Source organism: Streptomyces sp. NPDC091376 (assembly GCF_044757085.1).
GTDB lineage: Bacteria > Actinomycetota > Actinomycetes > Streptomycetales > Streptomycetaceae > Streptomyces > Streptomyces pratisoli.
Genome location: NZ_JBIVUF010000004.1, coordinates 337744 through 359357, shown reverse-complemented (window position 1 = coordinate 359357; position 21614 = coordinate 337744). Strand labels below are relative to the sequence as shown.

Sequence of the window (21614 nt, the reverse complement as noted above, 5' to 3'; positions counted from 1 at the left end):
GTCACTTCACCATTCCGGTCATGACGGCGACGGGCACCGCGATGAATCCCAGCGTCAGTACCAGCGCGAGGGCGTTGGCGGTGGTCTTGAGGGCGCGGTCGCGCCGTGCGTTGCCCGCGCCGAGGGTCTGGGCGGCGCTCCAGAAGCCGTGGCGGATGTGCAGGCCGAGGGCGAGCATCGCGGTGAGGTAGATGGCGTTGCCGTAGGGGGTGGAGAAGGTCGCGACGACGTTCTCGTACGGCCGGCCGTGCTGGGCGTTCTCGTTGACGGTGAGCGTGGTCAGGTCCAGGAGGTGCCAGACGATGAACAGCCCGAGGATGATGCCGCCCCAGCGCATGGTGCGGGTGGCGTAGCTCGCGCGGCGCCGCTTGTGGACGTAGGCGGCGGGGCGCGCCCTGATGTCGCGGCGGCTGAGCTGGTACGCCGACACCGCGTGCAGCACGACGGCGACGAGCAGCACCACGCGGAAGATCCAGAGGGCCCACTCGTAGTGGAGGAAGGGCTCTCCGAGGGTCCGGAGCCAGTGGGCGTAGCCGTTGAATTCGTCGGAGCCGAAGAAGATCTTGAGGTTGCCCAGCATGTGGACGACCAGATAGCCGAGCATGATCAGGCCGGTCACGGCCATGACCGTTTTCTTGCCGACGGTCGATCCCCACAGGGTGCGGGTCATGGACGGTCGTCGGTCCGTCCGCGTTGCCAGAGCCATGGACACAGACGCTAGGGCCGGTGGTGGCGACAGGTCCAAGACATGGTCCAGCTCATCTCGATAGGCTGTGCCTATGCAGTTCCAGCAGCTCGTGTACTTCGTGGCCGTGGCCGAGACCCTGCACTTCACGCAGGCCGCGGAGCGGGTGCACGTCTCGCAGCCGTCGCTGTCGCAGCAGATCAGGGCGCTGGAGAAGGAGCTGGGGGCGGAGCTGTTCAGCCGGGCGCGCGGCAATGTCGCGCTCACGGACGCCGGCGAGACCCTGCTGCCGCTGGCCCGGCGGATCCTCGCGGACGCGGACACGGCCAGGCACGAGGTGCAGGAGCTCGCGCAGCTGCGGCGGGGGCGGATCAGGCTCGGAGCGACGCCGAGCGTGTGCACGGGGCTGCTGCCCGACGTGCTGCGCGCGTTCCATGATCTGCACCCCGGGATCGAACTGTTGATCGAGGAGAGCGGTTCGCACGATCTCGTACGGGATCTCGCGCGCGGCGCGCTGGACCTGGCGCTGGTGGTGCTGCCGCTGCCGACGCCGGCTCCGGCGCTGACGACGGTGGAACTGCTTCAGGAGGACCTGGTCGTCGTCTCGTCGGCGGCCGCGCCCGCGCCGCGCCGTCCGGTGCGGATCGCGGACCTCGAGGGCGAGCCGCTGGTGATGTTCCGCCACGGCTACGACCTGCGGGACCTGACGGTGGCGGCGTGCCGGGCGGAGGGTTTCGAGCCGGCCTTCACGGTGGAGGGCGGTGAGATGGACGCGGTGCTGGGGTTCGTGCGGGCGGGGCTGGGGCTGGCGGTGGTACCGCGCATGGTGGCGGCGCGGGCGGGTCGCGACCTGCGCGTGACGGCCTTGGCGCGGCCGGGGCTGCGGCGCACGATCGCGCTGGCACACCGCAGTGACGTCGCGCCCCCGCGCGCGGCACGCGAACTCCAGCGGATGCTGCTGCGCACCCGCTCACCGGCCCCGGACGCCTGACGAACGCGTACGAGCCGGGCCCCGGGGCCGCCCGCTCCCACGCGGTGGCGACCCCGCTGGACGCCGGCAACGGGGGTGACGGGGGGCGCGCGGACCGGCGAGTTCGCCACGGGGCGAAGCGAGCCCGGACGAACGAACGTCCCGGGAAGCTGCGAACCGGGCCCGCGCTCACGCGCGGGCGGGCGGCGTGCGCCGTCCACGACCGACCGCGCGCGGCCACGGCGCCCGGCGCATGCGGCACGGTCGCGACCCGGGGTGACGGCGCCCCGGCACGACCCGCGGGTGACGGCCCTGGCGCGACAGGCACCGCGTCCCACGTACTCGGCCGGACGGCCCGGGCGAGCCACCCCGCCCCGTGCCGGGAGCTACACCGCGTCCGCCAGGGACAGGGTGTGAAGGCGGTCCGGCGGGCCGGGGCGGGCGTAGTACCAGCCCTGGGCCGTGTCGCAGCCCAGTTCACGGAGCTGCTCCGCCTGCACGCCGGTCTCCACGCCCTCCACCGTCACCGCCAGTTCCAGGCTGTGGGCCAGCGAGACGATCCCCTCGACGATCTTCAGATCGACCGGATCCGCCGGATGCCGCTGCATGCCCTGGGTGAAGGAGCGGTCCAGCTTGAGCACGCTCACCGGCAGCCGCCGCAGATTGGCGAGGTTCGAGTAGCCCGTGCCGAAGTCGTCGAGCGCTATGTCGACGCCCATCTCGGCGAGTTGCCGCAGCGGCTTGAGCAGATCCTCGTCCGCGCCGATCAGTGCCGACTCGGTGACCTCCAGGCACAGCGCCCCGGGTGCGAGGCCCGAGCGCTCCAGGACGTCGACCGTGTCGGCGACGAGACCGGGATGGTGCAGCTGGGTCGGCGACAGGTTGACGTTGATCCGCAGCGGCCGCGCGGCGGCCCCGTGCTCGCCCTGCCCCCCGAGGCTCGCCTGCTCGTGCCAGAACCGGGCCTGCCCTACGGCCTCCTGGAGCACCCAGCGGCCCAACGGCACGATCAGCCCGGTGTGTTCGGCGAGCGGGATGAAGTGGTCGGGCCCGAGGACGCCGTGCTGCGGATGGGACCAGCGCACCAGCGCCTCCGCGCCGTACACGGTGCCGTCGCCGAGATGCACCAGTGGCTGGTACTCGATGAAGAACTCGCCGCGCTCCAGCGCCGCCGGCAGCGCCGTGGTCAGCCCGTGCCGGGTGATCGCGCGGGCGTCCGCCTCGGGGTCGGCGAGTTCGAACCGGTTGCCGCCCGCCGACTTGGCGCGGTACATGGTGATGTCGGCGCTCCGCAGCACTTCCGCGGAGGTCCGCTCGCCCGCGGGTCCCTCGACGATCCCGATGCTGCCGCGGACCCTGATCTCCCGTCCGTCGAGCGTGATCGGCGCGGCCAGTACGGTGAGGATCCTGGTGGCGAGGTCACGCACCGCCTGCTGGGTGTCCCGGCCGGTGGTCAGGGCCACGAACTCGTCGCCGCCGAGCCTCGCCACCATCTCGACGGGTGCCGTGGCACAGCTCTGCAGCCGGTCGGCGACCTCGACGAGCAGCCGGTCGCCCGCCGAGTGGCCGAGGCTGTCGTTGATGGCCTTGAAGCCGTCGAGATCGAGGTAGCAGAGTCCGAAGCGCGCCCCGTCGGCCGCGGCCAGGGCCTTTTCCAGCCGCTCGAAGAAGAGGGTGCGGTTGGGCAGACCGGTGAGGGCGTCGTGCGTCGCCTCGTACCGGAGCCGGAGGTTGAGCAGCCGCCGCTCGGTGGTGTCCTCCATCAGCGCCAGCTGGTACTGCGGCAGACCTTCCGCGTCCCGCAGCAGCGAGACGGTGAGATTGGTCCACAGCACCGTGCCGTCGTTGCGGAAGAACGGCTTCTCGACCCGGTAGTGCTCGCGTTCGCCGCGTACGAGCTCGTCGTACAGGTTCCAGGTCTGCGGCCGGTCCTCCGGGTGCGCCCACTCGTTGACCTTGCGGCCGCGCACATGGTGTTCCAGCCCGCCGAACATCCGGGTCAGGGTGTCGTTGACCTCCAGCACGTTGCCGTCGAGGTCGGCGATGCCGATGCCGATGGCCGCTCCCTCGAACACGGCGCGGAAGCGGGTCTCGGTGGCGTGCAGGGCGTCCATGGCGTCGCTGCGCGCCGCCAGCGCCGAACGGGCGATGGCCTCCTGCTCGGTGAGGGTGCGCTCCCGCAGCGCCTGGGCGTAGCCGGCGGCGAGGGCGTGCTGCAGCCGGGCGCAGCGGGCGCGGCTGTCCTCCGCCGGCTCCTGGTCGGCCCCGCAGTACAGGACCAGATACGCGTCGACGACGCCGAGCGTACGACTGAGGGAGTCCGGATCCGTGCAGTGGGCGTCGACGAGGGCGGCTCCGACCCGCTGTGCGGCGACGGGGTCGAACGGACGCGTGTGCAGCGCCTCGCTCAACTCCCGTGCCAGTGGCAGGAGATGCTGTTCGAACTCGGGGCGGGTCAGCGACGTGGCCGTCACCGGGAAGATCGCCCGGCTCCAGATCGTCGCGAACCGCCGGAGTCTGTCCTCCGGATCGTCCGGGTCCGCCGCGGAACCCGCTGCCTGCGACGGCGACATCACGCCTTGCGCCCCACCCCTGCGAAACCGGAGAACGCGAACGGGTCCTCCTCGGCCGGGGCGTCGGGCCGCCAGTCGGGCATCGACACCAGCCCCGGATCGACGAGTTCGAACCCGTCGAAGAAGCGCGCGATCTCCTCGCGGGAGCGCATGACGAGCGGGTTGCGGATGTCCCGGTAGACGCCGACGGCACCGCCCGCCTGCTCCTTGGGAAGCGGAATGCCCTCGTACGAGGCGTGGGTGAGGACGAGGAGGCTGCCTGGCGCGAGCGCGTCCCTCAGTTCGGCGACGGAGCGCATCGGGTCGTCGGCGTCCTCCAGGAAGTGGAGCACGGCGACGAGCAGCAGGGCCACGGGCTGTTCGAGGTCGAGCAGCCGGCCGGCCTCGGCACTCCCGAGGATCTCGGCCGGTTTGCGCAGGTCGGCCTGGACGATGCCGGCCCGCTCGTTGCCGTCGAGCACGGCCTGGCTGTGGGCGACGGCGACCGGGTCGTGGTCGACGTACACCACGCGGGCCTCCGGTTCGGCTTTCTGCGCGACTTCGTGCACATTGCCGAACGTCGGTATGCCAGAACCTATATCGAGGAACTGCGTGACGCCCTCACCGACGGCGTAGTGTACGGCTCGGCGCATGAAAGCCCGGTTCGCCTGCATGATCTTCGGGAGGCCCGGCAGGAACTGCATGGCCTTGCGGGCGGCTTCACGGTCGACCTCGAAGTTGTGCGAGCCGCCCAGGTAGTAGTCGTAAATGCGGGACACGCTCGGCACCGAAATGTCGATGCCCGGCGGGGCCCAGGCGGGACGCTCCATTGATGTCTCCAACAAGTCGCCACGGGGGATACGGCCGACTTCGCGGCCGGTGTTCGAGCCGAGGCTACTGATCGCCCGCCAAGAGAGCGAGCAGAAACGGAAATTAACGATCCGTTCTTGGTCACACGCCACCGGCACGTGCACCCTCGGACCATGGGCGAACAGCGGCAAACAGCCGGCCCGCCGGCACGCGGGGGCGTGACGGCGGGCCGGTGGCCGGAGGCGCTGCGTGGGGACCTATTTGGGCGCTCCGACCGGCTTACCCTGGGGTGATACGGCGAACCAGGTGCCGCCCACGCCCTGCCCGTTGGTGTCGCCGGGCTTCTTGTCGCCGGAGAAGGTGTAGATCGGCCAGCAGTCGATGGTCTGCTGCTTGATGCCGTCGGGGCGGTCGAAGGTGACGAAGCCCTTCTTGAGGATGCCCTCGGTGTCGTTCTTGTCGACGGGCTCGACGACCGGCCACTTCGTGAGGCAGGACCCGGTGCAGGCCGTCTTCATCGGCCAGGCCGAGTCCTTCATGAAGCGGTAGACGGTCATTCCGTTCTTGTCGACGACGACTTCGCCGAGCTTGGGGTCCTTGCGGACGGAAAGACCCGCGAGGTCGGCGGCTTCGCCGCCCTCCTCCGCCGCACCGCCTCCGCCGAGCGCGGCCTTCTTGCCGTCGGGGGCCGAGGCGAACCAGGTGCCGCCCACACCCTGGCCGTTGGCGTCGCCGGGCTTGGTGTCCTTCGCATAGCGGTACATCGGCCAGCCGCCGATGGTCAGCTGCTTCGTGCCGTCGGCGCGGGTGACCTCGCCGATCATCGAGGTGTCCGTGCCGGGGGCGGGAGTGACATCGCCGGCGGCCACCACGGGCCAGGCCTTCGCGCAGTCACCGTTGCAGTTCGACTTCGGCGGAGTGGCGGTGTCCTTGTCGAAGCGGTAGAGCGTGAACCCCTCGCTGTCGGTGAGGACCTTGCCGAGCTTCTTGCTGTCCCAGACGGCGAGCTGTCCCGCCGTCTTGGGGTTGGCGGCGACGTCGGCGCCGGAGCCGTACCCGGCGCCGTAGCCGCTGTCGGCCGCGGGCTGTCCGGCCGGATTGACCGCACCCACCGCCTGGCCGTTGGTCTCCGTTCCCTTTTCCTGACCGCACGCCGTCGTCAGCGCGAGTACGGCCGCCGCGGTGACCGCGAGCGAGGCGTTCCGCCAGGTGTTCATGTCAACTCCCGTAATCCCCGGTGTCTGTTGTGGCGCCTGGGGTGCGCCCGTTCATGGCCCTAGGTACGGGCGGGAGGGCATCGAGTGTTCAACGGCCGGCGGAAAATTTCCCCGGGGCCGCAAACCCGATCCGCCGACAACCCCTCCATCAGGCGAATCACCACCCGCTCGGGCGTGCCGGCCACCCTCGTGGATCATGCTCACCGGCGTGTACGGATCGCTCGTCGGACGGCTGCTTTCAGCCGCCGCACTCGCCTGGCTGCTGACGGCCCCACTGCCCGCCGCGGCCGACTCCTGCTCGTATGCCTCGATCGGCCCGGGCGGGCCCGGTTCCGCCGTCGCCGTCGCGGGCAGCGCCCACTGCGTGGCGGGGCCATCGCCCGTTCCGGAGCCACCTCCTCCGCCGCCCGCCCCGGCGCCACCACCACCGGAACCCCCACCTCCACCGCCTCCTCCACCGCCGCCACCGCCCGCGCCGCCACGGATCGAGCAGGCGCCCCCGCCACCGCCTCCCCCGGCACCGCCGCCGTCCGCTCCGGTCAAGGCCCGGCCGGCGCCCCCGCCGCCGGCGCCGGTCGCGCTCCCCCACTACCGCAGACCTCAGCGCGAGGAGCCGCGGGACGGTCCGTCACTGGTCTCGCTCACGCTCCTGGTCACCGCCCCCGCCGTGCTCGCCGCGGCCTTTCTGCGCCCCCGATCCCGCTAGCTCCCGGAGGTTTCCTTGTCGGAATGGGTCGTACTGTCGATCGCGATGGCCGCGGCGTGCGCCGTCGTCCTCACCATCACCGCCATCAACCACCGGCGGGTCGGCGAGGACGACGACCCGTCGGAGACCCCCAGCGTCATCGAGTACATGACGATGATGATCGGCGTGGTGTACGCGATCGTGCTGGGCCTGGCCATCGCGGGCGTCTGGGAGGCTCGCAGCGCGGCCCAGGAGTCGGTGCGCCACGAAGCGCAGGCGCTGCACGAGGTGAGCGCACGCGCGGAGGTCTATCCGGCCGAGGTCCGCGCCCGTATCCGTGAGGACGTCGACGCCTATGTCGGCTATGCCGTGAACACCGAGTGGGACCACATGGTCGAGAAGGGACAGCTCACCGAGAAGGGCACCAGGCTGCTCGACCGGGTGCGCCGGGACGTGACGGACTATGTGCCGAAGACCGACCACGAGGGGCAGGCGTACCAGCCACTGGTCGATCAGGTCGCGGCGGCCGACGACGCGCGAAGTGCCCGCGGGCAGGGCGCGGAGGCGACGATGCCCGGTGTGGTCTGGTTCGGACTCATCTCCGGCGCACTGGTGACCGTTGGCCTGATCTTCACGCTCCAGATCCGCCGGACCTTCCGCGAGTTGCTGCTGGCCGGACTCTTCAGTGCGCTGATCGCCTTTCTGCTCTTCCTCATCTGGGACTTCGACGCACCGTTCGGCAGGGGCCTCGCGGCCACCGCGGGACCGTTCACCGACCTCTTCCCGCACATCGTGAACTGAGAGCACGATCCCCGGGCGGCGCAAGCCGGGGAAACCGCCGGTGCGCCACTCGGGGGACAAGCGTGCCCCATTCGTCCGTCTGAGATCGCGGAGGTGAATGCGCACTTCTAGCGTTTCGGTCATCGAGGTGCATTCCCTGCCCTTGTGGAAACCCTTCCGCAACTGCTCCTCGGGGACCCGGAGGATTGCCATGCGCGCGATACCCGTCGCGTCCGCCGCTCTCATGGGAGCGGCCGCCCTCGCTCTGACCCTTCCCACCGCGGCGGCGGACACCGCCGACGGCGCCGGCGGCAGCGTCCACAAGCAGCCGACAGCACAGCCGTTCGCGTTCGCCGTCACCCCCTCGACCGTCGCCCCCGGCGGCACGGTCACCTTGGGCGTGTCCGGCTGCAGCACGACGGCCACGGCCTCGTCGGGCGTGTTCGACACCGAGACCATCAATCCGCGCCAGACCGGCACGGCCACGATCGACTGGGACGCCCGGCGCGGTGCCGTGTACTCGGTGCAGTTCACCTGCAACGGCCAGACCGGCACGACCGACCTGACCATCAGCGGCGGCGCAGGCGGTTCGGCCACGCCGACGACCCGGTCGACGGCCACCTCGACCGTCCCCGCCCCCCAGGGCGTCAGGGGCGGCATCGGCGGCAGCATCAGCAGGATGAACGCCGGCGAGATCGCGGCAGGTGCGGTGCTCGTCCTGGCGGCCTCTGGCGGAGTGTTCTACGTACTGCGCCGCCGCTCGGGCGGCCGGCTTCACTGACCGCTCGCAGTCTCACGGCATCCGCCCCACAGCACCCACAACTCCCACAGCATCCCCGCAACGCCCGTCGCCCCGAGTCCTGAGCCAGGATTCGGGGCGACGGGCGGTGAAGGCCGAATGGGAGCTTCGGCGGGTCAAGCCTTTCTGCTGCTCATGCGGCGGCGGCGGAAGAGGTAGACGGCGCTGCCGACTGCCGCGGTGGCGACGAGACCGCCGCCGACGGCCATCTCGGTGCTGGAGGCCTTCTGTGAGCCACCGATGCCGCCCAGGGCGCCACGGCCCGAGAGGACGATGAAGGTCCGGGTGGCGATCCGGTTGCTGTCGTGGCACCGGACGGCCAGGTTGTACTGGCCCGGGGTCGCACGGTCGAAGATCCGTGCCGTCGCGAGGGCGACGCCTTCACCGCGCCGGAAGTTGTCGAAACGGTCGCGGTCGTTGCGACGGTTGTCGTTGTGGTGGTTGTTGTTACGGCCCTCGTTGCCGCGGCGGTCATTGTTCCCGCCCTGGTCATTGCGGCCGTTGTTGTTGTTACGACCGTTGTTGTTCCCGCCCTGGTCGTTACGGCCGTTGTTGTTGTTCCCGCCCTGGTCGTTACGGCCGTTGTTGTTGTTCCCGCCCTGGTCGTTACGGCCGTTGTTGTTGTTCCCGCCCTGGTCATTGTGGCCGTTGTTGTTGTTCTCGTTCCCGACCCCGTTGCCGTTCCCGTTCCCGTTCCCGTTCCCGTTGCCGTTCCCGTTCCCGTTCCCGTTCCCGTTCGCGTTCCCGTTCCCGTTCGCGTTCCCGTTCGCGTTCGCGTTCCCGCCCTGGTCCTGGCCGAAGCCGCTTCCGTTCCCGTTCCCGGTCCCGGTCCCGTTCCCGGTCCCGTTGCCGTTGCCGTTGCCGTTGCCGTTGCCGTTGCCGTTCACGGTCCCGTTCCCGGCCTCGCCCGAGCCCTCCTCGCCCGCTCGCTTGCCGGGCGGGCCATATCCCCCACGCTCTGTGGTCAGGATCGCCGCGGGGAAGGCGTTGGACGTGACGGTGCCGCCGCGGTGGCAGCCATCGACCAGGATGGTCAGGGTCGCGCCCTGGTGAACCTCGGACGGGGAGATGCGGACGTTGGTCGGACCGTTGCCACCCCCGGAGGCGGTGGCGGCGACCACGGGCGAGGTGGCGCCCATGGCCGCACACGCGGTGATCGCCACCGCGAGAGCGCGTGAAGCACGCATGGTGAACCTCCAGTGGAGGTGCGCCCCGGAACGGCGCTCCGGAGATTCGACGAGAACGCCCTCCATGACGAACCCTCACCGGCAGGAACATCCGACGCATTTCGGGACTCGTCCACCCCAGTGAGCGACACGCCGACGTGAAGAGCCCGGATCTGACGGAGCCGCAGGTCACAGACCATCAGAGATTTTGTATGACTGCGTACTCGTATGGGTCACCCCAAGTGGCCGTACCACCCGTTCGCCCCTCTCAGGTCGCCGGTTCCGGCAGGCGCGCTTAGCGTGCGTGCAGACGATGAGATGGGAGAACCATGGGCCGCCAGGACTACACCGGCTCGGAGTCGAGAAAACGCTCACCCTGGGGCGTTCTCGCTCTTGTCATGCTCACCGGACTCGCATTGGTGCGGAACGGCGTCGACGTCGGCATGGGCCCGCCCCAGCCGGCTGTCGCGGCCGCGCTGGACGACATGCGGGCCAACCCGGACTCGGTCCCTCTGCCCGGCACCGTGGAGCCGCTCCCGTACGCACCCGCGTCCCGCATCGCCGTCCAGGCGATCGGTGTCGACGCCCCGATGGTCGATGTGGGGCTGGACGCGAACGGATGGATCGAGGCACCGCCCGCGCAGGACCCCAACCTCGCCGGCTGGTACCAGAACGGCATCGCACCGGGCCAGCAGGGCACCGCCGTGGTCGTCGGCCACGTCGACAACGCCGGAGGCCCTGCCGTCTTCTACGGCCTCGGCTCGCTGCAGAAGGGCCAGCACGTCGAAGTGACCCGCTTCGACGGCAGGGTGGCGGTCTTCGAGGTGTACGGCGTCGAGGTCTTCTCCAAGAACAACTTCCCGGGTGCCCGTGTCTACGGCGACACCGGCACCCCTGAACTGCGGGTGATCACCTGTGGTGGCGGCTACTCGCGAGGCACCGGATACGACGGCAACGTCGTCGTCTTCGCCCGCATGGTCGCGTCACGCTGAGCGTCCCGTCCGCCGGCCGGTCCGCGAACGGCGGACCGGCCGGCGGCGCCGTTGCGTCAGAGGTCCTCGCCTCACGGGGAGTTGCATCACGCGGAGTTGCATCACGGGGCGTTGCTTCACGGGGCGTTGCATCAGCGGGCGTTGCGCCAGGGGGCGTTGCGTCAGCGAGTCGGTACCTTGATCCGGTACCCGGCCCGCAGCAGCTTCGGCAGATAGCTCCTCAGCGCGGCCACGCTCTGCGAGCGGTCGCCGCCCGCGTCGTGGGACAGGACGATGGCGCCGGGTTCCGCCCCGTCCATGACCCGGCCGACGATGCTGCCGGTGCCGGGCTCGCACCAGTCGAGGGTGTCGATCGTCCAGGCCACCGGCTCCATGCCCAGCTCGGCGCCGATCGCGAAGGAGTGCCTGTCCCAGGCCCCGTACGGCGCCCGGTACCACAGCGGTGGAGTGCCGAGTGTCCGCTCGACGACTTCGCTGGTACGGCCGAGTTCGTCACGGACCCGGGCCGGGGCGAGCTGTGGGAGCAAGGGGTGCGACCAGGAGTGATTGCCCACGACATGCCCGTCGTCGGCCATCTCCCGCAGCAGGTCCCGGTTCTGGACGGCCATCTCACCGCACACGAAGAACATGGCCCGGACTCCGTGGCGCCGCAGCGTCTTCAGGATCTGAGGGGTCCAGCGGGGGTCGGGGCCGTCGTCGAAGCTCAGCACCATGGAGCGGCCGAGCCCGGGCATGCGCACAAATGCCTGCTGTCGTACGGGAGTCGTCCCCCTGGCCAGGCCGGCAGGGGCGAACGCCGTCATGGGCTGCAGCCGGTACGCGGACGACTTCCTCACGGTGCTCAACGTACCCGCCTGCGGACCCCCCAACGCCGGTGCGGCGGACGGCCCGGCCGGCCCGGCGGCCGGCGACTCGAACCGTTCGTCGACGAGCAGGCCCACGGCTGTGGCGGCCGCGACACAGGCGGCGATGCGCAGCACCGACCGGCGGTTCTGCGGCATCTGATCGTTCTCCATGAGCAATGGCTGCCACGGGCGATGGCGGAGGCTCCTCAACAACACCGGTTCGGCGGTCGAATACACCCGATGGGACGATCAGTTGACGTTGTTCAGTGGCGGCGTACCAGCGGGAACGGCAGCGTGTCGCGGATGGTCAGGCCCGTCAGGAACATCACCAGCCGGTCGACCCCGATACCGAGTCCGCCGGTCGGCGGCATCGCGTACTCCAGGGCGTCGAGGAAGTCCTCGTCGAGCTCCATCGCCTCGGGATCGCCACCGGCGGCGAGCAGCGACTGGGCGGTGAGTCGCCGCCGCTGCTCGACCGGGTCGGTCAACTCGGAGTAGGCGGTGCCCAGTTCCGTTCCGAAGGCGACGAGGTCCCAGCGTTCCGCGAGGCGGGGGTCACGACGGTGCTGGCGGGTGAGCGGGGAGACGTCGGTCGGGAAGTCCTTGTAGAAGGTGGGCAGCTGGGTCTTCTCCTCGACGAGCCGTTCGTACATCTCCAGCACGACGTCGCCCCGGGTGTCGTCGGGGCCGTGCGGCACTCCGGCCAGATCGCAGAGCCTGCGCAGCGCGTCCTCCTCCGTGTCGGCGTCGACACGTTCGCCGAGCGCCTCGGACACCGCGCCGTAAAGGGTCTTGACGGGCCACGTCCCGGAGATGTCGTGGACGACGAGCTTGCCGTCGGGGCCTGCCCGGTGGGCGACGGGCGAGCCGAAGGCGGCGGTGGCGGCGCCCTGGATCAGTTCACGGGCCAGGTCGAGCATCACGTCGTAGTCGGCGAAGGCCTGGTAGGCCTCCAGCATCGTGAACTCGGGGTTGTGCTTGTACGAGACGCCCTCGTTGCGGAAGGTGCGGCCCATTTCGAAGACCTTCTCCATACCGCCCACGCACAGCCGTTTGAGGAACAGCTCGGGCGCGATGCGCAGATAGAGGTCCATGTCGTAGGCATTGATGTGGGTGGTGAAGGGGCGGGCGTTGGCTCCGCCGTGGATCTGCTGGAGCATCGGCGTCTCGACCTCCAGATAGCCGCGGTCGAGGAGCCCCTGGCGCAGCGCCTGGACGGCGGTGGAGCGGGCACGGACGACGCCGCGCGCGTCGGGGCTCGCGACGAGGTCGAGATAGCGGCGGCGGACCCGGGCCTCGGGGTCGGCGAGTCCTCGGCGTTTGTCGGGCAGCGGGCGCAGGCACTTGGCGGTGAGCTGCCAGGCGTCGGCGAAGACGGTGAGCTCGCCGCGGTCGCTGGCGCCGATCGCGCCGGTGGCGGTGATGTGGTCGCCGAGGTCGGCGTCGGCGGAGAACCCGTCGAGGACCTCGGAGCCGGTCCCTTCGCGGGTGAAGGCGACCTGGAGATCGCCGGACCAGTCGCGCAGCACGACGAAGACGATGCCGCCGAAGTCGCGTACGGCCATGATGCGCCCGGCGACGGTGGCCCGTTCCCCCGTGCGCGCCCCGGCCGGGACGTCGGGGTGGGCGGCGCGCACAGCGGCGAGCGTGGCGGTGCGTGCGGCGATGCCGACCGGATAGGGGTCGGTGCCTCGCTCACGCAGCCGCTCCAGCTTGCGATGACGGATGCGCACCTGCTCGGGCAGTCTGCGCTCCCCCATCGGAAGTACGGTGTCGGGCCCGGTCAGCTCCATCGCGTCGATCGGCGGAAGGCCCGCGGTGCCCGCCACGGGTCCGGCGATGCCGCGTGGCCGTCCCCTGCCCCGGCGCTTGCTCAGCCGGGGTACGGAGACGAAACCCTCGGCGATCGCGGAGGCGAGGCCGATACGGGCGAGGGCGCCCGCGTCCTGGTAGCAGAGGAAGCGCGGGTACCAGGCGGGCCGGTACTTGACGTTGGACCGGTACAGGGCCTCCAGCTGCCACCATCTGGAGAAGAAGAGCAGCATCCTGCGCCAGAGCCGGAGCACGGGTCCCGCGCCGATCCTGGCGCCTTCCTCGAAGACCGAGCGGAACACGGCGAAGTTGAGCGAGACGCGGCGCACGCCGAACTGCGGGGCCTGCGCGCACAGCTCGGCAACCATGAACTCCATGATTCCGTTGGGGGCGCTGTCGCGGTCGCGGCGCATCACGTCGAGGGAGATCCCGTCGCGCCCCCAGGGCACGAAGGACAGCAGGGCGATGAGGCCGTCGTCGGCGTCGAAGGCCTCGACGAGCAGACAGTCGCCGTCCTCGGGGTCGCCGAGGCGGTCCAGGGCCATGGAGAAGCCGCGTTCGGTCTCGGTGTCCCGCCAGGCGTCGGCACGGTCGACGACCTGCTTCATCTCCTCCTCGGTGAGGGAGGAGTGACGGCGGATGCGGGCGGTCGCGCCGAGCCTGCGGACCCGGCCGACGGCCTGCCGGGTGACGCGCATGTCCCGGCCGTCGAGGTCGAAGCGGTCGACCTGCAGGATCGCCTCGTCTCCGAGCTGGATGGCACCGAGTCCGGATCGGGCGTAGGACCGGGCGCCGTCCTCGGAGGCGCCCATCACCGCGGGCGCCCAGGCGTAGCGGCGGGCGACGTCGAGCCAGGCCTCGACGGCGGGGGTCCAGGCCTCCTTGTCACCCACGGGGTCCCCGCTGGCCAGGGCGACGCCCGCCTCGACGCGGTAGGTGACCGCGGCCCTGCCATTGGGTGAGAAGACGACGGCCTTGTCCCGGCGGGTGGCGAAGTAGCCGAGCGAGTCCTGGGAGCCGTAGGCGCCGAGCAGGGCGCGGATGCGGGGCTCCTCGTCACCGTGCAGGGCGGCTTCCATGCGCTGGGAGCGGAAGAGCGTGCGGGCGGAGTTGAGCAGCGCCAGGGCGCCGAAGAGGCCGAGGAGGAAGAAGAGGGCCCGGGGCGGGGTGCCGTCGAACTGGGCGCTGGAGGCGAGCCCGCCGAGCACCCGGTTGGCGGACCACAGCAGCCGCTGCTCGGGTACGAGGTCGTTCGGGAAGAGCTCGACGAGCCCCCAGCCGACGAGGATGCCGGCGGCCAGTCCGAGGACCAGGACGAGCAGGGCGTGCCGCAGCGCGCCGCGCCGGGTCAGGGCGTAGAACTCCCGCCGGGCGACGACCAGCAGGGCGAGCGCGATCAGGCACAGCACGAGGTTGGGGATCCAGTCCCAGTCCCGCTGGAGGATCAGGGTCAGCGCGTCGGTGATGACGAGCAGTGCGAGATAGGTGACGACCAGCCACCAGGCGATCCTCTTCCGCGCGCCGATCGCGGCGGCCAGCAGCATCAGGAAGACGGCGTAGGCGAGGTTCGCGCTGACGGGTACGGCGACCTGGTCGAGGAAGTCGGAGACGGGGACCAGCAGCCGGCGCAGCGGTGCGATCAGCGCGATGACCGCGCAGTACACCCCGAGCAGGGCGAAGAACATCGCGAAGGCGCCGGGCACCTTGCCGAGGAATCCGCTCCGGGCCGTGGTCGCCCGCTCCGCCACGCTGACGCTCATGTTCCGCACTCTAGGGAGACCGCCGCCCCGCCGCCTGTCGGGCGGGGATAGCCTCAGGGTGTGAATGAGCAGCCCAGCGGTTTCGAGCGCGGCACCGACGGTCCGAAGGTGATCGTGGCAGGCGTGGACGGTTCCGAATCGTCGCTGCGGGCGGCGGCGTACGCGAGCGGGCTCGCCCGGCGCCAGAACGCGCTGCTCGCGCTCGTGTACGTGCAGCCGGTCATGCCCGCGGGCGCCGCGCTGGGCGTTCCGGTCGTGGACGCGACCGGTGAGATCGCCGAGGGTCTGGTCGCCGAGATCCGCGCGGCGACGGAGCGGGTGCGCGGCATCTGGGACGTACGCTGGGAGTTCCACACCTTCCGTGGTGATCCGTACAGCGGGCTGGTGACGGCAGCCGACGAGCTGAAGGCGGACGCGGTGGTGGTGGGCGCGTCCGAGTCGGCGGGACACCGGTTCATCGGCTCGGTGGCGGTGCGGCTGGTGAAGGCCGGGCGCTGGCCGGTGACGGTGGTTCCGTAAGCCCCCAGGAACCCTCACCTCGCCGACACCGCATGTCGTCTTCCGCCGCTGTTCTCCCTGGGCCATCATGAGCCGCCATCGGCCGACAGCAGTCTGCGAAGAGGTGACTCATGGCAGGGCTCCGGATGGGACAGGGCGTGCTGCGCCGCAAGCCCATCGAACAGATCGAAGAAGGTGCTCCGAGCGAGCAGCTCACCAGGACACTCGGCCTCTGGCAGCTCACCGCGATCGGAGTCGGCGGAATCATCGGAGCGGGCATCTTCGCCCTCGCCGGAGCGGTCGCCAACGGTACGGCCGGTCCCGCGGTGCTCGTCTCGTTCCTCATCGCGGGCGTGGCCAGCGCGGCGGCGGCCTTCTCGTACGCCGAGTTCGCGGGCATGATCCCGAAGGCGGGGTCGGCGTACACCTACGGCTACGCGGTGCTCGGCGAGCTGGCGGGCTGGTTCATCGGCTGGGACCTGCTGCTGGAGTACACGGCGATCGTGGCGGTGGTCGCCATCGGCATCTCGGGCTACTTCGGCTTCCTCCTGGGCGCGCTGGGGGTGGACCTGCCCGCCTGGATGCTGGGCGCGCCGGGCACGGGCCCGGGGCACGAGGTCGATCTGTTCGCGATGATCCTGTGCCTGTTCACCGCGTACCTGCTCACCCTCGGCATCAAGAACGCGGCCCGGTTCGAGACGGTCGTGGTGGTGCTGAAGGTGCTGGTCGTGCTGCTGGTGATCGCGGTCGGCTTCTTCCACATCGACACGTCCAACTACAACCCCTTCTTCCCGTACGGCGTCAGCGGGGCGTTCACGGGTGCGGCGACCGTCTTCTTCGCGGTGTTCGGCTACGACGCCATGTCGACGGCGGCCGAGGAGTCCAAAGACGCCCAGCGGCACATGCCGAAGGCGATCCTCTACTCGCTGGCGATCTCGATGGTGCTGTACGTGCTGGCCTGCCTTGTGCTGACGGGTATGCAGAACTACACGGAGATCGACCCGGAGAGCGGCTTCTCCACGGCGTTCGAGTCGGTCGGGCTGCCGGGTCTCGCGAACGTCATCGCGATCGGGGCGATCATCGGCATCCTCACGGTGATGTTCACGTTCATGCTGGGCGTGACCCGGGTGTGGTTCTCCATGAGCCGTGACGGGCTGCTGCCGCACTGGTTCGCGAAGACGCACCCGACGCGGCACGTGCCCGTGCGGGTGACGTGGATCGTCGGTGTGGCGTCGGCGCTCATCGCCGGGTTCCTGCCGATCGGCGAGGCGGCGGAACTGACGAACATCGGCATTCTGCTCGCGTTCGTCGTCGTCTGCATCGCGGTGATCGTGCTCCGCTACCGCCGGCCGGAGCTGCCGAGGTCCTTCCGCTGTCCGTGGATGCCGTTCGTGCCGGCGCTCGGCGTCGTGTTCTCGGTCTGGCTGATCACCTTCCTGGCCTGGCAGACCTGGCTCCGCTTCGCGGTCTGGCTCGTGGTCGGCCTGCTGATCTACTTCGGCTACTCGTACCGGAAGTCCAACCTGGCGAAGCAGGAGACCGGGGCGACGCCGCCGCAGTGACGGCGCGGCGGCGGGGCCCACGCGGCCGGCCGCGGCTCACGTCGGCACGACACGCGGCCGGTGGACCGTTCGGCGCACCATTCGCCGCTCTGTGCGACCGCTCGTCGCACATCCGTGTGTGACGCCTGTCCCTTCGCGCACCGATGCGTTCGGATACGCCACGTAGGAGCGAACTCTCCGGACATTCATGCGGGAAAGGAGCCGACGATGACGACGGCGACGGCGACGACCGACGAGCGGGCCCTGGTCGAGCTGCAGCGCGAACACGGACCCGCCCTGCTGAGCTTTCTCGTCGGCCTGACGTACGGCGACCAGCAGCGCGCCGAGGACCTGCTGCAGGAGACGCTGTTGCGGGCGTGGCAGCATCCCGAGGCGTTCGACGCGCCGTACGAGTCGATGAGGCCGTGGCTGTTCACCGTCGGCCGCCGGCTCGCGATCGACGCGCGGCGCTCGCGGCTGGCGCGGCCCACCGAGATCGGTGACGGCATCCTGGCCGCCACCCCGGACCCGTCCGACGTCACCGAGCGCGCGGTCGCCGTGCTCGACGTCCGTGCCGCGGTCAGGTCGCTGAGCCCCGAGCACCGTGCCGTGCTGGTGCAGATCTACTTCCACGGCCGCAGCGTGGCCGAGGCCGCCCAGGCACTCGGCATCCCCGCGGGCACGGTCAAGTCGCGTTCGTACTACGCGCTGCGTGCCCTGGCACGCTGCCTGCCCGGCTACAGCAGGACGCCGCTCACGTCCGCCGCGTGAGGGGACCGCCCGGCCCCGACCGCCCGACCTCAACGCGGCCCCCGGGCGGGTCACTTCAGTCCCCGCTCCCCCATGGGCGTGCTGCTCCCCCTGGGGCCACGTCCGCGGACGACCGGATTCGAAACGACCCGCTCGAGTTGAGTAAAGAGGAACCCTGACGCGTGTCTCCGGGTGGAGGCTCGTCGTCGAAACCCGTGCCAGAACACGTCAGGGAGAAGGTGGAGAGAGTGCTGCCCGAGGGTACGAACGGCACCAGCGGAGGCGGTCTTGCGGTCCCCATGGCCTGGCTGTGCGCCGAGTACACAGCCGATGAGGTCCTGCGCACCGGAGGCCTCGTGGAGCCCGGTTCGCTGGAGTACAGAGCCGGCCGGGAGACCTTGGCGCTGACGGTCTATTTGTGCGAGGCCAACGACGGGCCGGCCGACGGGCGTACGCCGTCCCGGCTGGACGAGTGGCTCTCCGTCACGGCGTACGGGCACCCGTGGCGGGATTGGGTACGTGAACGCATGGCCGTACGGGAATCCTTCGAGCGGGACATCACCGGCGCGGACCCCGATCTGGCACTGGCGCGCGATGCCTGGACGTGGCTGGAGCGGACCGAACTGCTCGCCGCCGATCTCGGCGAGGACGGCGGCCTGTGGCATCCCGCGCTCGGGCCGGACCCGGCCGCCGGCGAGTCGGCGCAGGTGTGGACTCCGGCCTGGCGGCTGGGGCTTCCGCTCGGGCATCTGGCCATCCACCTCTACTGACGCCCGCCGCCGGACGCGGCACGCGGGCCCGACGGCTCAGTGGCCGCCCGTGCTCTTGTGCACACCCGCCCGGTACTTGGGGATCCGCACCGTGATCTTCGTTCCCGCCCCGAGGCCCGTCTCGATGACCAGGCCGTGGTCGTCGCCGTACACCTGCCGCAGCCGCTCGTCGACGTTGGACAGTCCGATGCCGGAGGAGCCACCCGCCTCGCCCGCGAGGATGCGGCGCAGCTCGGCGGGGTCCATGCCGACACCGTCGTCCTCGATGGTGACGACCGCCTCGGAGCCGGCGTCCTGCGCGGAGATGGAGACACGGCACGCCTGTCCGGAGTCCTCCAGCCCGTGCTTGACGGCGTTCTCGACGAGCGGCTGGAGGCACAGGAACGGCAGCGCCACCGGCAGCACTTCGGGCGCGATCTGGAGGGTCACCTTGAGCCGGTCGCCGAAGCGGGCACCGGCGAGCGCCAGATACTGCTCGATGCAGCGCAACTCGTCGGCGAGATGCGTGAAGTCGCCGTGCCGGCGGAACGAGTAGCGGGTGAAGTCGGCGAACTCCAGGAGGAGTTCACGGGCCCGCTCGGGGTCGGTGCGGACGAAGGAAGCGATCGCGGCGAGCGAGTTGAAGATGAAGTGCGGGGATATCTGGGCGCGCAGGGCGCGTATCTCGGCCTCGATGAGCCGGGTGCGGGAGCGGTCGAGTTCGGCCAGTTCCAGCTGGACGGACACCCAGCGGGCGACCTCGGTCGCCGCCCGTACGAGGACCGCCGACTCCCGGGAGCCGTAGGCGACGAGCGCGCCGAGCACGCCCTCCTCGCCGGTCAGCGGCGCGATCACGGCCCAGCGCAGCGGGCACTCCACGTCGTCGCAGCCGGTGCGGATGCTCTGACTGCGCCCGGAGTCCAGCACCTCGGTGACGCGCAGCATCACCCGCTGCTGGTGGTGGTCGCCGCCGAGGCCGTCCCAGGCGAGGACGCTCTCGCGGTCGGTGAGACACAGCGCCTCGGTGCCGAGCAGCGAGCGCAGCCGGCGGGCGGCCTTGCGGGCGGTGTCCTCGGTGAGTCCGGCGCGCAGCGGCGGTGCGGCGAGCGAGGCGGTGTGCAGGGTGTGGAAGGTGGCCCGCTCCACGGGGGTGCCGAGGTCGAGGTCGGGGCTGCCGCCGCGCCGTGCGGTGAGCCGGCCGAGCGCGAATCCGGCGGCGAGCAGCAGGGCTCCGGCGGCGCCGAGCGCGGCGAGCGCCGTCCCGGTCACCGCTGGGCTCCTTCCGCCTGGGACGGCCGCCCGACGAGGTCCTCGGGCAGATGGAGGCGCGCGAGGATGGCGGCGGCACCGGACGGTATGTGGCGCGGTGTCGCCAGCGACACCAGCACCATGGTGAGGAAGCCGAGCGGCACCGACCAGACGGCGGGCCAGGCCATCAGGGTGTGCGGCCAGCCCTCGGGCGCGAGTCCGGCGCGGGTGGCCATGACGGCGGTCAGCGCGGCGCCCCCGCCGGTGAGGAGTCCGGCCGCGGCGCCGGGCGGGGTGAGCCGCCGCCACCAGATGCCGAGGACGAGCAGCGGACAGAAGGAGGACGCGGAGACGGCGAAGGCGAGCCCGACGGCGTCCGCGACGGGCACGTTGGTCGCGACGACGCTCACGGCGAGCGGTACGGCCATGGCGAGGACGGTCGCGAGGCGGAAGTGCCGTACACCGCGCGCGGGCAGCACGTCCTGGGTGATGACTCCCGCGACGGACATGGTCAGCCCGGAGGCGGTGGACAGGAAGGCCGCGAAGGCACCGCCCGCGAGGAGCGCGCCGAGCAGATCGCCCGCGAGTCCGCCGACCATCCGTTCCGGCAGGACGAGCACGGCGGCGTCGGCATCGCCGGTGAGGGCGAGTTCGGGGGCGTAGATCCGGCCGAGGGCGCCGTACACGGGCGGCAGCAGATAGAACGCGCCGATCAGCCCGAGCACGACGAGGGTGGTCCGGCGTGCGGCGCGCCCGTTGGGGCTGGTGTAGAAGCGGACGGCGACGTGCGGCAGGCCCATGGTGCCGAGGAAGGTGGCGAGGATCAGCCCGTAGGTGGCGTACAGCTGGTAGCCGTCGCGTCCGCCGGCGAGCGGCTGGGACCAGCTGGCGGGGTCGGCGCCTGTGGAGGCCCGTTCGGGTACGGCGGCCCCCTCGGGGAAGCCGAGCGTGGTACCCGCGTCGATGCGGTGGGTGCCCTCGTCGAGGGTGAGCGGCCGGCCGTCGTGCCGGGTGCCGTCGACCGCGCCGGACACGGTGACGGTGAGCGGGGCCGTCAGCTCGATCCGTACGGTGTCGTCGATCCGGACCTCGGTGTGCTCGCGGAAGACGGTGGGCGCGTCGAAGCGGGCCCGAGGCGCGTCGTCGCCAGCCCAGGCGACGGCGAGGAACAGGGCGGGCACGAGCAGCGCGGTGAGCTTCAGCCAGTACTGGAACGCCTGGACGAACGTGATGGAGCGCATCCCGCCGGCCGCCACGGCGCCCGTGACGACGACGGCGACGACGAGTCCGCCGACCCAGTCGGCCGCGCCGGTCAGGATCTCCAGGGTGAGTCCCGCGCCCTGGAGCTGCGGCAGCAGATAGAGCCAGCCGATACCGACGACGAACATGCTGGCGAGGCGCCGCACCGCGGACGATTCGAGCCGGGCCTCGGCGAAGTCGGAGAGCGTGTAGGCGCCCGAGCGGCGCAGCGGGGCGGCCACCAGGACCAGCAGGACGAGATATCCGGCGGTGTAGCCGACGGGGTACCAGAGCATGTCGGGGCCCTGGAGGAGCACGAGCCCCGCGATGCCGAGGAAGGAGGCGGCGGACAGGTACTCGCCGCTGATGGCGGCGGCGTTCAGGCCCGGGTTGACGGTGCGCGAGGCGACGTAGAAGTCGGAGGTGGTGCGGGATATGCGCAGGCCGAGTGCGCCGATGAGGACGGTCATGAGGACGACGAACGTCACGGCCGTCACCGCGTAGGTCTGGTTCACC

18 protein-coding genes are annotated in these 21614 nt (G+C 71.0%); 9 read left to right on the top strand and 9 right to left on the bottom strand.

What is annotated here, in order from left to right:
* Position 1 precedes the first annotated feature (1 nt).
* On the bottom strand, positions 2-706 hold the full coding sequence (locus ACIQMR_RS11715; protein ID WP_401385223.1) for a succinate dehydrogenase: 705 nt from the start codon (positions 704-706) through the stop codon (positions 2-4).
* A gap of 73 nt (positions 707-779) precedes the next feature.
* On the opposite strand from ACIQMR_RS11715, the gene ACIQMR_RS11710 reads away from it, so the two are divergent.
* Positions 780-1676, top strand: a complete 897-nt coding sequence (locus tag ACIQMR_RS11710) for a LysR family transcriptional regulator (protein WP_401385222.1) — start codon at positions 780-782, stop codon at positions 1674-1676.
* 365 nt (positions 1677-2041) lie between these two features.
* Here ACIQMR_RS11710 and ACIQMR_RS11705 read toward each other — a convergent pair whose 3' ends face one another.
* The 3 genes from ACIQMR_RS11705 to ACIQMR_RS11695 all read right to left on the bottom strand — a co-directional run bounded on the left by ACIQMR_RS11705 (position 2042) and on the right by ACIQMR_RS11695 (position 6234).
* Positions 2042-4228, bottom strand: a complete 2187-nt coding sequence (locus tag ACIQMR_RS11705; protein WP_401385221.1) for a putative bifunctional diguanylate cyclase/phosphodiesterase — start codon at positions 4226-4228, stop codon at positions 2042-2044.
* Positions 4228-5037 (bottom strand): SAM-dependent methyltransferase, encoded by an 810-nt coding sequence (locus ACIQMR_RS11700; protein ID WP_401385220.1) that lies wholly within the window; start codon positions 5035-5037, stop codon positions 4228-4230. Before ACIQMR_RS11700 ends, ACIQMR_RS11705 begins: the two co-directional genes overlap by 1 nt.
* 237 nt (positions 5038-5274) lie before the next feature.
* Positions 5275-6234: an SCO0930 family lipoprotein gene (locus ACIQMR_RS11695; RefSeq protein ID WP_401385219.1), complete on the bottom strand. Its 960-nt coding sequence runs from the start codon at positions 6232-6234 to the stop codon at positions 5275-5277.
* 196 nt (positions 6235-6430) lie between these two features.
* Here ACIQMR_RS11695 and ACIQMR_RS11690 point away from each other — a divergent pair, with 196 nt between their 5' ends.
* The 3 genes from ACIQMR_RS11690 (at position 6431) to ACIQMR_RS11680 (ending at position 8480) form a co-directional block, all read left to right on the top strand.
* Positions 6431-6940: a hypothetical protein gene (locus tag ACIQMR_RS11690; protein WP_401385218.1), complete on the top strand. Its 510-nt coding sequence runs from the start codon at positions 6431-6433 to the stop codon at positions 6938-6940.
* Between the two features lie 15 nt (positions 6941-6955).
* A complete protein-coding gene (locus ACIQMR_RS11685; protein ID WP_401385217.1) occupies positions 6956-7720 on the top strand; it encodes a hypothetical protein in 765 nt (254 codons plus the stop codon).
* Positions 7721-7910: 190 nt separating this feature from the next.
* Positions 7911-8480 (top strand): hypothetical protein, encoded by a 570-nt coding sequence (locus tag ACIQMR_RS11680; protein WP_401385216.1) that lies wholly within the window; start codon positions 7911-7913, stop codon positions 8478-8480.
* A 134-nt stretch (positions 8481-8614) separates the two neighbouring features.
* Here the strand turns inward: ACIQMR_RS11680 and ACIQMR_RS11675 are convergent, their stop codons facing one another.
* Complete coding sequence (locus ACIQMR_RS11675; protein WP_401385215.1) at positions 8615-9685, bottom strand: hypothetical protein; 1071 nt, start codon at positions 9683-9685, stop codon at positions 8615-8617.
* Positions 9686-9993: 308 nt separating this feature from the next.
* On the opposite strand from ACIQMR_RS11675, the gene ACIQMR_RS11670 reads away from it, so the two are divergent.
* Positions 9994-10656, top strand: a complete 663-nt coding sequence (locus tag ACIQMR_RS11670; protein WP_401385214.1) for a class F sortase — start codon at positions 9994-9996, stop codon at positions 10654-10656.
* A gap of 161 nt (positions 10657-10817) precedes the next feature.
* Here ACIQMR_RS11670 and ACIQMR_RS11665 read toward each other — a convergent pair whose 3' ends face one another.
* Positions 10818-11672, bottom strand: a complete 855-nt coding sequence (locus ACIQMR_RS11665; RefSeq protein ID WP_401385213.1) for a polysaccharide deacetylase family protein — start codon at positions 11670-11672, stop codon at positions 10818-10820.
* 92 nt (positions 11673-11764) lie between these two features.
* On the bottom strand, positions 11765-15073 hold the full coding sequence (gene lysX / locus ACIQMR_RS11660) for a bifunctional lysylphosphatidylglycerol synthetase/lysine--tRNA ligase LysX (protein ID WP_401385212.1): 3309 nt from the start codon (positions 15071-15073) through the stop codon (positions 11765-11767).
* Between the two features lie 60 nt (positions 15074-15133).
* Here lysX and ACIQMR_RS11655 point away from each other — a divergent pair, with 60 nt between their 5' ends.
* The 4 genes from ACIQMR_RS11655 to ACIQMR_RS11640 all read left to right on the top strand — a co-directional run bounded on the left by ACIQMR_RS11655 (position 15134) and on the right by ACIQMR_RS11640 (position 18632).
* The gene (locus tag ACIQMR_RS11655; RefSeq protein ID WP_266385634.1) at positions 15134-15592 is read left to right on the top strand and encodes a universal stress protein; all 459 of its coding nucleotides are present in this window, start codon (positions 15134-15136) and stop codon (positions 15590-15592) included.
* Positions 15593-15702: 110 nt separating this feature from the next.
* Positions 15703-17133 carry an amino acid permease gene (locus ACIQMR_RS11650; protein WP_401385211.1) on the top strand — a complete coding sequence of 477 codons (1431 nt, stop codon included), beginning with the start codon at positions 15703-15705 and terminating at the stop codon, positions 17131-17133.
* 207 nt (positions 17134-17340) lie between these two features.
* Positions 17341-17883, top strand: coding sequence for a sigma-70 family RNA polymerase sigma factor (locus ACIQMR_RS11645; protein WP_401385210.1), 543 nt, complete (start codon positions 17341-17343; stop codon positions 17881-17883).
* Between the two features lie 227 nt (positions 17884-18110).
* Complete coding sequence (locus tag ACIQMR_RS11640; RefSeq protein WP_401385209.1) at positions 18111-18632, top strand: hypothetical protein; 522 nt, start codon at positions 18111-18113, stop codon at positions 18630-18632.
* A gap of 36 nt (positions 18633-18668) precedes the next feature.
* Here the strand turns inward: ACIQMR_RS11640 and ACIQMR_RS11635 are convergent, their stop codons facing one another.
* Together ACIQMR_RS11635 and ACIQMR_RS11630 are read right to left on the bottom strand one after the other, a co-directional pair.
* On the bottom strand, positions 18669-19880 hold the full coding sequence (locus ACIQMR_RS11635) for a sensor histidine kinase (protein WP_266385647.1): 1212 nt from the start codon (positions 19878-19880) through the stop codon (positions 18669-18671).
* Positions 19877-21613 (bottom strand): cation acetate symporter, encoded by a 1737-nt coding sequence (locus tag ACIQMR_RS11630; protein WP_401385208.1) that lies wholly within the window; start codon positions 21611-21613, stop codon positions 19877-19879. Before ACIQMR_RS11630 ends, ACIQMR_RS11635 begins: the two co-directional genes overlap by 4 nt.
* Position 21614: the final 1 nt, after the last annotated feature.